Here is a 9291-nt window from a genome sequence, read left to right on the forward strand (position 1 = left end):
ATATCATCACGGCCGGTCCACGCCGGGCCGGATGAGCCCGGCGTGGACCGTGCCGTTCGCCTCGGATCAGGTCAGTTAGTGACGACTTTCAGATCGAAATCGATGTACTCCGCCGCGTCCTCGGGGTTGGCGAACAGTACGGTCTTGTCGTCGAGATGCACCATCCGGCCGTAGTGCGTGGACATGATCTCTTCGAAGTCGGACACACCGAAATCGAAACCGAGCGCATCCGAGATCTCGTCGAAGTCAAATTCGATCTTACGTTCGCCGTCAACCCGGATCATGGACGGATACTCCTCGACGCGGATACCGGGCTTGCTCCGCATGACGTCGGCGACGACATATCCGTTCTGGTTGTTCATCAGGGTGACGCCGCACATGTTCGACGAGGTTCTATTGGATTTACCGAGCTCTGGGTTTCCGTTCGCGGTGGTCACTGCGTCAGCTCCTTCGGCTCGGGCAGACCAAGGTCGGAAAGGACGGCCCGGAATCCGTTGACCGTAGCGTCGAGGGATTCCGAGAAGGTGATGACTTTCTCCTGCGGCTGCGACCAGATCGGCTGCAGTTCATGGGCCGCCTTCAAGCTCAGCGGAACCCACCGGGACAACCAGCCGGAAAGGGTCTCGACGTTGCCTGCGCCGAACTTCTCGTCGGTGATGAGAAGCTTGAGCAGCGCGCGGGTGTAACGCAGGTCGCGCTCGTAGTCGTTCTCGCCGGTTCCGACCAGGGTCGGCGTGACGTAGTCGCCGTTACGGGCGGCGATCTGCATGACGAGGTGGCTGCGGAATAACACGCCGACCAGCGACTCGAACACGATGTTCGCGGCGACGAGTGCCTCCGCCCAGTCAGCGACCGCGGTGATCCGCTCGACGTTCTCCCGCACCGGCTGCCACACCGGGTCGTCGTGCCAGACCTTGCGGTGGGCCGATCCGTCGAACCCCGGCAGGGACTCGGCCAACTCCAGGTTGTACAGGGCGAGGTCCTGGGCGAAGCGGAGCTTGTGCGCGCTGTTCACCGCGATGGCAGTGTTAATCATGTTCGTGGGACCCGACCGCTGAGCGGCGACGAACACGTGCAGGCCCAGACCGTTCTCAGCGTGCATCCAGGCGCCCAGGTGCTGCTCGACGAACTTGGTCCACCCCCGCGACCAGCCGTCGTAGGCATGGGCCGCCCGCGCGTTTTCAAGGTTCTGCTGGATCTGCCGGACAACATTGGAGTTGTTCCGGTAGATGGTCTGCTCCCACTCCTCATTGGGGTCGCGGAAGGCATGCCAGTCCGAGGAGCGCAAAGCCGTCCAGTCCTGCGGATATCCGCCGGGTCCCTTGGCGAAACCGTAGATCCAGCCCTGGGCCAGGTAGCGGTCAGGGTCCGGCTGGACGTCGAAGGTGACGTCCTCGTACATGGTCGCCCGCATTTTCTGCGGCTTGAAGTAGTTGTACACACGGCTGGTGGAGCTGGGGAACGTTAACGCGCCCGCCTCCGCGTCGGTGAACTCCGGCTTGGGGAAGCTCCTGGTCTTACCCGTGACTTGCGTCATGCCTGTGCTCCTCGTGGCAGGTCGTCAACCGATGGCCGACCGGTGACGATGACCGGTCAGCTTTCGGCGGCGGCCGTGATAGTGAACTTGTCGTAGAAGATCTGTTCTTTCGGGACCCCACTCGACTCAAGCCGCGGCAATGCCGCGTCAATCATGGGAGGCGGACCACACAAGTAAACATCGCAGGATGCGATGTCGGTCTCGCGCCGGTCCACTATATCGGTTACCAACCCGTTTTCCACGGGATGGCCGATATCGTCCGAGTTCTCCGGCATGCTGTCGGACAGGCAGGGGACGAACGTGAAGYCGGGAATCGACGCACCGGTCTGGAGGATCTCGTCGACATAGAACAGGTCGCGGGGGGCACGAGCCCCGTAGTAGAAGACGACCTCCCGCTCGCTGTTCTTCGTCGCCAGCTGGCGTAGCAGGGAGAGGATCGGGGCCATCCCCGCGCCACCACCGATGAAGACGATCCGACGGTCCGAGCTCACCCGGAGCGTGAAAGCACCGTACGGCCYGGTGACGGTCAGTGGGTCATCGGGGCGCAGACCGTCCTCCAGAAGTCCGGAGAAACGCCCGCCCGGATACTTCTTGATAATGAACTCGAGATAGCCTTCCGCCGCCGAGATGTTCGCCATGGAGAACGAACGGTGTTCACTCGAACCAGGAATGGTGATATCGACGTACTGACCCGGATGGAACATGAAGTCCGGTGAACCGGTGATGTCCAGACGCAACCGGGTGATGTCGTGGGTGAGATCTTCCGTCTCCACGACAGTGCTTTCTATGGTCCGCACCGGAAGGCCGGAGCGGATCATGTCCTCGTCATAGTTGACCAGTTCGACCGACAGATCGCTGAAGGCGTGCGCCCGACACAGCAGGATGTAGCCCTCATCACTTTCGTAATCGGCCAACGCGAAGGTCGAATAGCGGCCCATCTGTACATCACCGTCAAGCAGGAAGGACTTGCACGCCGAGCACTGTCCCTCCTTGCATCCGTGCATCAGGTTGACGCCCTGGCGGAACGCCGCGTCGAGCACGGTCTCGTCCTCGGTAACCTCGATCTCCACGTCGACCGGCTCGAACCGGACCCGGTGGGTGTCGCTCATGCCCGTCTCTTTCCTGCTTTGAAAAACCCGTCGTATCCGGGCGAGCCGCCCGGGCCGCGCCTCGGTGGTGCGGCCCCACCGGCGCTCGTGTCGCGGCGCCGGTGGGGCCGTGTTCGTTCGAACGCGTTCAAGAAACGTCCGTCGGCCCCCTCGGACGGCGGTTCTTCAACACGCCCGCAGCTTGCAGGGCGCTATTAGGAAACGGGTGCCGGCCGACCAGCCGGACCGCCGGCCCGGTAGGCCGCCATCGCCGCCTCACGCTCGGCGTCGTTCATCTCGTTGAGTGCGACATTCGGACTGCTGAACGTGATGCCGCGGACATCGTCGAGCGTCCAGAGCTTCGAGGGGTCGTCGAGCTCGAGATGGGGCTGCGGAATCAGGGTCTTGCCGTCATCACGGACGTACCCGAGGTCGGAAATGACATCGGCGAGATCCCAGTTGTGGTAAAGAGTCTCCCACTCCCGCTTGCCGGTCAGCCGGCCCATGTTCGGCGTCGGGCGGCCCTGGTACTCCGGCCGGAACGCCACCTTGTCAGTCCAGTGACAGGCTTCGGAGCAGTAGGTGCGCCACTGGTCGTCCACCTTGTCATGCACCATGTCCTCGCGGATCACGCAGGGCACCATGCACGTCCAGCACCGCTGGGGGTACTGGTAGTCGACGTTCTCGAACGCGATGGGCTTGTTCCGGCCTGGGTAACGCATCCGGTTGTAGTTCTCCCACCACTTGCCGTACTTGTTGTACCAGCCCGGGTACTTCGACTCGAACCACTCGAAGTCGTCGTCGGTCATCGGGTCGATCCGCCAGTAGTTCACCGGCCATCCSGTGGCGAAGAACTGCGCGACCTCGTGCACGTACCCCTTGTTGTAGATACGGTTCCAGGCTTCCTCGACCAGGTCGTGGGGGATCACCAGGCCGTACTTCTCGAGCGGGATGAGGTAGCTGCGGTAGTAGTCGTCGTAGATCCAGCGCTGCCACATCTCCGCGTAGCTCTCGCGGTCCTTGCGGCGGTCCTTCGTGCCGTACTCGATGAAGGTGCCGATCGCGGCATCCACCACGGCGTGGTTGTTCCACCACGCGTAGCGCAGGTCACGCTCGAGCAGCGGCCGGTTGGCCTCGTCGGCGAGCGCCATGAGCAGGATGGAGTACCCGTTGCTGATGTGGCGAGACTCGTCGGACTGGACCGAGTGGAACACCGTCGGTAGCAGGTAGTCACCGTTGGCGGCCGCCTCGGACGGCATCGCGACAAACAGGGTGTTGGTGAACGCCGTCTCGGCGACGACGGTCAGGTAGATGTTCGCCGCGGTGATCGCGTCACCGGTGATGAAGCCCTCACCGAACTGGCGGCCGATCGTTCCGGCGTAGTTGTTGGCGAACGCCTTCTCAGTGATGTCGAAGCCGGCCGGATCGATGTAGTGGTTCATGTACAGGCGCTTGAGGTTCATCTGGATCGTCGAGTGACGCACCTCGTCGATCATCTGTACCGCGAGCCCGTTGTGGATCTCAGGGTTGGGGACGGCATCGATCGCCATCGGCATCGCCCGGGCCGCGGAGATCTCCGGGAACGGGATGATCGACAGGAAGAGCTTCTGCCACTCCATCCAGCGCTGCTGGACCTGGCGGAACATGTTGCCGCGAATCGCGCCGTCCATCGCGCCGTACACGCGGTTGTCCTTCTCCTCCTCCATCGGGAAGTAGGAGCGCAAGATCTGCTTGAGCGGGTCCTTCTTCGGAGACTTGTCGAAGGTATAGTCGGTGGCAAACCGCTTCGCGGGCGTCGCGAACGTCGGTTCCCATGACAGCTCCGTGATCTTTTTGTGTGCCTTTGTCAAGCTTTGACGGCTCACGTCCTGCCTCCTGGACGATACGGGGTCGGGCAGACACCGGCGATGCCCGCCTGCACCGAGATCGACGCCGATCCGCGTCGACCCTCCTTCCGGCCGGAACCGGTGCCTGCACCACGTCCCTTCGTATGTCCCACATCACACTCCCCGTGGGAGGTGTGTGGGATCTCAATCTGAGACAGGTACCAGGACTCGGCCAGTAAGATCATCGGGGAGGCGAGATGCGAGGAGCGATCGGCGATCGGCGATCGGCGCCGGTCGGGGGTCGGTCGGGCGCGGCGGACGCCCGGCAGTGGGCGGAGCACAAGGTCTAGCCAGACGGTGGGCTGCGATCTAACCTCGCTCGGGAACCGCTCGTGACCACGTCGGACGCTGCGGTTGTACCGGAGTCGTCGAGGTTCGCCGTTCGCGGGAGGAGATCCATCAGATGGCTGGTTGTTCGAGCAACCTAGATGCTTATAATCATCAGGGCGCCGAGGTTGCGCAGGCGCGGGAGCTGTTCCTGACCACCGACTCCATCGAGCCGGACAGGGTACGCGACAGCATCCGGGCGTCCTGGTTACGCTCCCGGCACTGGGAGGTAGCGGCGGAAGGCCCCCGACTCACGTTCGTGGGCGACCTCGACAGCGAAAACCCGGTCAGCCGCGCCGCAGCGCCCATCGTCCGCCAGCTCGGYGATCAACTTGTAGACCAGCCTATCAGCATCATCCTGACCGATGCCGAGGGAGTCGTCCTGGCCCGGCGCACCGGTGACCGCGCCCTGGAGAAGCACCTCGACGCGGTCCAGCTCGCACCGGGTTTCAGCTACGCGGAAAGACTGGTGGGAACCAACGGAATCGGTACCGCGCTCGAGGGAAGGTCCCCCGCCCATGTCTTCGGGCACGAGCACTACGCCTCGAACCTCGAGAATCTAGCCTGCGCCGGAGTGCCGATGCACCATCCAGTCACAAGGAAGATAATTGGCGTCTTGGACCTGACCTGTTGGCGTCCGGACGCCGGGCCGCTGCTCATGGCCATGGCCCGGGCCGCGGCGGCACAGATTCAGGAATCCCTGCTCGCCAACGAAGAACACCGTGACCTTGCCCTGTTACGGGAGTATCTCAGGACATGCYAACGGATTTCCGGCGTGGTGCTCGGCCTCAACGACGACGTCGTCATGATGAACGAGCACGCGCGCCAACTACTCGACCCCCGCGACCAGTCGGTGCTGATCGGGCGCATCACCGATGTCGTCGCCAGACGCCGTGCCACCACCCTGATGATGGAACTGCCCAGCGGAACCTGGGCCCGCGTGCACTGCCGGACAGTGGCAACGGAGAGGGCCACCGACGGGGCGGTGGCCCATGTCCGTTTTGTCGAAGCGCCGCGCCCGCGGCATGCGGACACCGCTCTGACGCGGCTTCCGCTGCCCGGCATCGTCGGCTCCGGAACTCTATGGACCCGTGCCTGCCGGGAAGTGGACGCGGCTGCGCAAGCAGGTGAGTGGGTGATATTACGAGGAGAGCCCGGCGTGGGCAAAACAGCCCTGGCCCGGGCCGTGTGCCAGCGGCATGATCCGTCCGCGTGGTTCTCCGTTGTCGACGGCCACAACACTACTGTTCGGGAGTGGGGGACCCTTCTCCGCCACGAACTGAGCCGTAGCCGGGGCACGCTGGTGGTACGCCACGTCGATCGCATCGACCCCTATCGGCTGCATGTGCTGGCGTCCGCCTGCCAAGCAGCGGAGGCGGGCGGCCGCCGGGATCTGCCGTGGGTAGTCCTGACGCTCAGCGCCGACGACAAACCCCTCGGCCCCCTGATGCGCTACTTCCCGCGTTGCATCGAAGTGCCCCCGTTGCGGCACCATATCGATGATCTGCACCAAATCGTGCCGTTCCTGCTGGTAAAACTTACCCGTGGCGGCCAACTCGCCTGCTCCCCGCAGGCTATGCAAGCACTGTTGCGTACCAGTTGGCCAGGCAACATCGAGCAGGTGCGGCAGGTRCTGCGCAAAGTCATCCAGGTTCGCCCCGCAGGCACGATCATGGTCGGTGACCTGCCGCCGGAATGTCACACGGTCACCCGCCGGGTTCTCGGAGCCATGGAGGCGATCGAGCGGGACGCAATAGTGCAGAGCCTGCTCAGTGCGGACGGGAACAGGACCCTCGCGGCGCGGGCTCTCGGCATGTCGCGAGCGACGATCTACCGCAGAATCCGGCAGTACGGCATCGAGATCCCCGCTCCCAGCGTGTAGACGCAATCTTGCGTGGAGCCCACGGGAGCAGAGTGCGGGGAGCAGAGTGCGGGGAGCAGCAGCCCTACGACAGGCCGCAGTGGCGGTCCCTAACGTGGGAGGCCCATCATGGCTGCGCGGTCGCGACCCGGTCCCGGCCGGAGCGCTTTGCCTGGTAGAGGGCCACGTCGGCGCGGATGAGCAGGTCGCCAAGCCCGGAATCGTCCGGGTTCAGCATCGCCACCCCCACGCTGACGGTGACCGGGAGCGGACCGTCGGYGGTAGCCACCGGGCTGGCCCCGATCGCCTRCCGAAGCCGCTCGGCGAGAACACCCGCCGTCGCAGCCGGGCAGCCCAGCACGGCCGCGAACTCCTCGCCGCCGATACGGCCGACGATGTCCTGCGGGCCCAGCGTGCCCTGCACGCGCCGAGCGACCTCGGCGAGAACCGCGTCACCCACAGCATGACCGTGACCGTCGTTGACCTGCTTAAAATGATCAATATCGATCATGAAGGCAGCCAGCGACCGCGCCGCATGCAGATGCCCGCGGACCAGAGCATCGGCCTGCTCGAAGAAATGACGCCGGTTCGCCAGCCCCGTCAGCGGATCACTGTCCGCAAGCCGCTGCGTCTCCTCGAACAGGTAGGCGTTCTCACAGGCCGCCGCCGCCTGGCCCAGCACGGCATAAGCCAGACGAGCCTGCCTGGGATTGTAGCCACCAGCAGCCCGCGAGGCGATCAGAACGACGACGGTGGGGGCCGGCCGGCACAGCGCCGGCACGGCCAGCCAGCTGCCCACCGGGTAGCGCTGGCCGGGGAGCACCTCCGGCAGCCTCCGGTGCGGCCCGATCATCCCACCGCCGTGGAACGCCAGCAGCAGAGGGGAATCCGGAAGCGGGACGATCATCGCCCCGACCGCCCGGGTATCCACCTGGCCGTGGACCGCCACGACCCGCAACGTTCCGCACGGTTCCCGGGCCAGCGCCCACGCCGCCTCGCACGGAAGCTGCGCGGCAGCCGCCGTCATGACCCGCCCGAGGATCTCCGGCGGAGTCACCGCCCTGGTGGTCTCGACGACGACCCGGTGCATCGTCTCGGCCAGTTCCCGCTGCTGGCGCTCGGCCATCAGCAGCCTGCGCAACTCCGCCGCGTCGGCCTCGCGAAGCGAGATCAGTTCCCGGTCGTGCCCCGGCACGGCGAGAAGCAGGACATCCTGGATCTGGTTGGCGACCATGCCCGCCATGACCGCCAGCAGCGGCCCGGCATCCCGGCGCGGACAGGTGAGATCGAACAGGCCCAGCGTCTGCCCCGTCACCGGATCACGCAGGGGAACACCGGCGCAGGCGAACTCGCCGAGGGACTCCGCGTAGTGCTCCTGACCGAACACGTGCGCCGGCCTGTGCTCCTCAAGAGCGGTACCGATGCCGTTGGTGCCGACAAACCGCTCGGCATAACTAAATCCGGGCAGCAGCGATACGCGGTCCAGCCGGCGTTCGAATGCGGCGTCGCCGGTGCACCGCATGAGCACCAGACCGTTCGCGTCGGTGACGATCGCGCTGACGGCCTGCCTGGCCAGCCGATCGGCGAGCTGGCACAGGACCGGTTCGGCCGCGCGCGCGACAGGTACGTCAAGGTCCGACGCGGCGAGGAGGGGCTCGGGGCTGTCCGCGGCCACCGCCCACCGCCGCGACCGCATCCACGACTCGCGGATCGGATCCCGCACCCCACCGGACTCGCTGGTCTCAGCCGAGATCTCAGCCGAGATCTCAGCTGAGATCTCAGCTGAGATCCCGGCGGTGAGGAACCGCTCGCGCAGCCGCTCGAGCGAGGCTCCTTCCCCACCGTTGAGGCGAAGCCCCGAGGCCCGTCCGGCTCGCCGAGACGGTCTTGACCGATCCGGCATGACGCACCTTCCCGCACCTTTAACCGTGTGACCTGGGGCAAGTATATGCCGCTTGGACCTGAGCTCAGATTCATAGTCCGCTTAGCCCGGCCTGCCAGGGGAGACAAAAATCGCGGAGAAAGTGATATCCAGTATTTTTCTTCCGAAATCGGTCTTTCGGGCGGTTGGTAGGTTGACGCCTCCTGCCATCGGCGCCGTCAGCCGGTGAGCAGACCTCGCAGGAACAGCCGCACCCACCGTCGGGGGGCCGCCGGTGAGATCCCGTCACCGGGCATCAGGCTGAGCACCGGCACGAAGTCGTCCGCGGTGACGTCGGAGTGGAGGACGCCCTGACGATGCGCGATCTTCACTAGGTGACTCAACGCGACCTTCGTACCGCTGATGACGCCCGAAGCGCGGAGGGCCCCTCGGAGTTGCACGCCTGCGCGTACTTCGCCACCAGCCGCGGCGTTTTCTTCTCGCCGGAGCCGCCCACCATGGTCGACTGCAGAATCGTCGGCGGCCCCAAACCTAGGCGACCTCGACGGTCCGCATGCCGATCACACTGGATGCACGTCCTGACCGTCATCGGCCGCTCGCGACCTCGGTAAGTGTCAAGCGGCCTTTGGGCAGTTGCTTCAGGGCAGCCGCCCTCGGCCCGACCGGACCGGTCGCCAAGATTCGATCTTCGTGTGCGCCGTGGATGGGCT

Annotated in this window: 7 protein-coding genes; 1 reads left to right on the top strand and 6 read right to left on the bottom strand. The window is 65.1% G+C overall.

Annotation, left to right across the window (positions count from 1 at the left end):
• Nucleotides 1-71 precede the first annotated feature (71 nt).
• From mimD to KBI5_RS16975, 4 genes are all read right to left on the bottom strand, one after another.
• Entirely contained in the window at nucleotides 72-437 is a 366-nt protein-coding gene (gene mimD, locus KBI5_RS16960) for a propane 2-monooxygenase effector subunit MimD (RefSeq protein WP_011436927.1), read from the bottom strand.
• Entirely contained in the window at nucleotides 434-1537 is a 1104-nt protein-coding gene (locus KBI5_RS16965; protein WP_011436928.1) for an aromatic/alkene monooxygenase hydroxylase subunit beta, read from the bottom strand. Before KBI5_RS16965 ends, mimD begins: the two co-directional genes overlap by 4 nt.
• A 56-nt stretch (nucleotides 1538-1593) precedes the next feature.
• Nucleotides 1594-2646 (bottom strand): FAD-binding oxidoreductase, encoded by a 1053-nt coding sequence (locus KBI5_RS16970; RefSeq protein WP_085015797.1) that lies wholly within the window; start codon nucleotides 2644-2646, stop codon nucleotides 1594-1596.
• Between the two features lie 194 nt (nucleotides 2647-2840).
• The gene (locus KBI5_RS16975; protein WP_011436930.1) at nucleotides 2841-4490 is read right to left on the bottom strand and encodes an aromatic/alkene/methane monooxygenase hydroxylase/oxygenase subunit alpha; all 1650 of its coding nucleotides are present in this window, start codon (nucleotides 4488-4490) and stop codon (nucleotides 2841-2843) included.
• A 607-nt stretch (nucleotides 4491-5097) separates the two neighbouring features.
• Between KBI5_RS16975 and KBI5_RS16980 the strand changes: the two genes are divergently transcribed.
• Entirely contained in the window at nucleotides 5098-6720 is a 1623-nt protein-coding gene (locus KBI5_RS16980; protein ID WP_198537759.1) for a helix-turn-helix domain-containing protein, read from the top strand.
• Nucleotides 6721-6826: 106 nt separating this feature from the next.
• Here the strand turns inward: KBI5_RS16980 and KBI5_RS16985 are convergent, their stop codons facing one another.
• Together KBI5_RS16985 and KBI5_RS26440 are read right to left on the bottom strand one after the other, a co-directional pair.
• The gene (locus tag KBI5_RS16985) at nucleotides 6827-8602 is read right to left on the bottom strand and encodes a diguanylate cyclase (protein WP_085015799.1); all 1776 of its coding nucleotides are present in this window, start codon (nucleotides 8600-8602) and stop codon (nucleotides 6827-6829) included.
• Nucleotides 8603-8799: 197 nt separating this feature from the next.
• Nucleotides 8800-8964 carry a hypothetical protein gene (locus tag KBI5_RS26440; protein ID WP_157858592.1) on the bottom strand — a complete coding sequence of 55 codons (165 nt, stop codon included), beginning with the start codon at nucleotides 8962-8964 and terminating at the stop codon, nucleotides 8800-8802.
• Between the last annotated feature and the right edge of the window lie 327 nt (nucleotides 8965-9291).

Source organism: Frankia sp. KB5 (genome assembly GCF_002099325.1).
Classification (GTDB): domain Bacteria; phylum Actinomycetota; class Actinomycetes; order Frankiales; family Frankiaceae; genus Frankia; species Frankia casuarinae.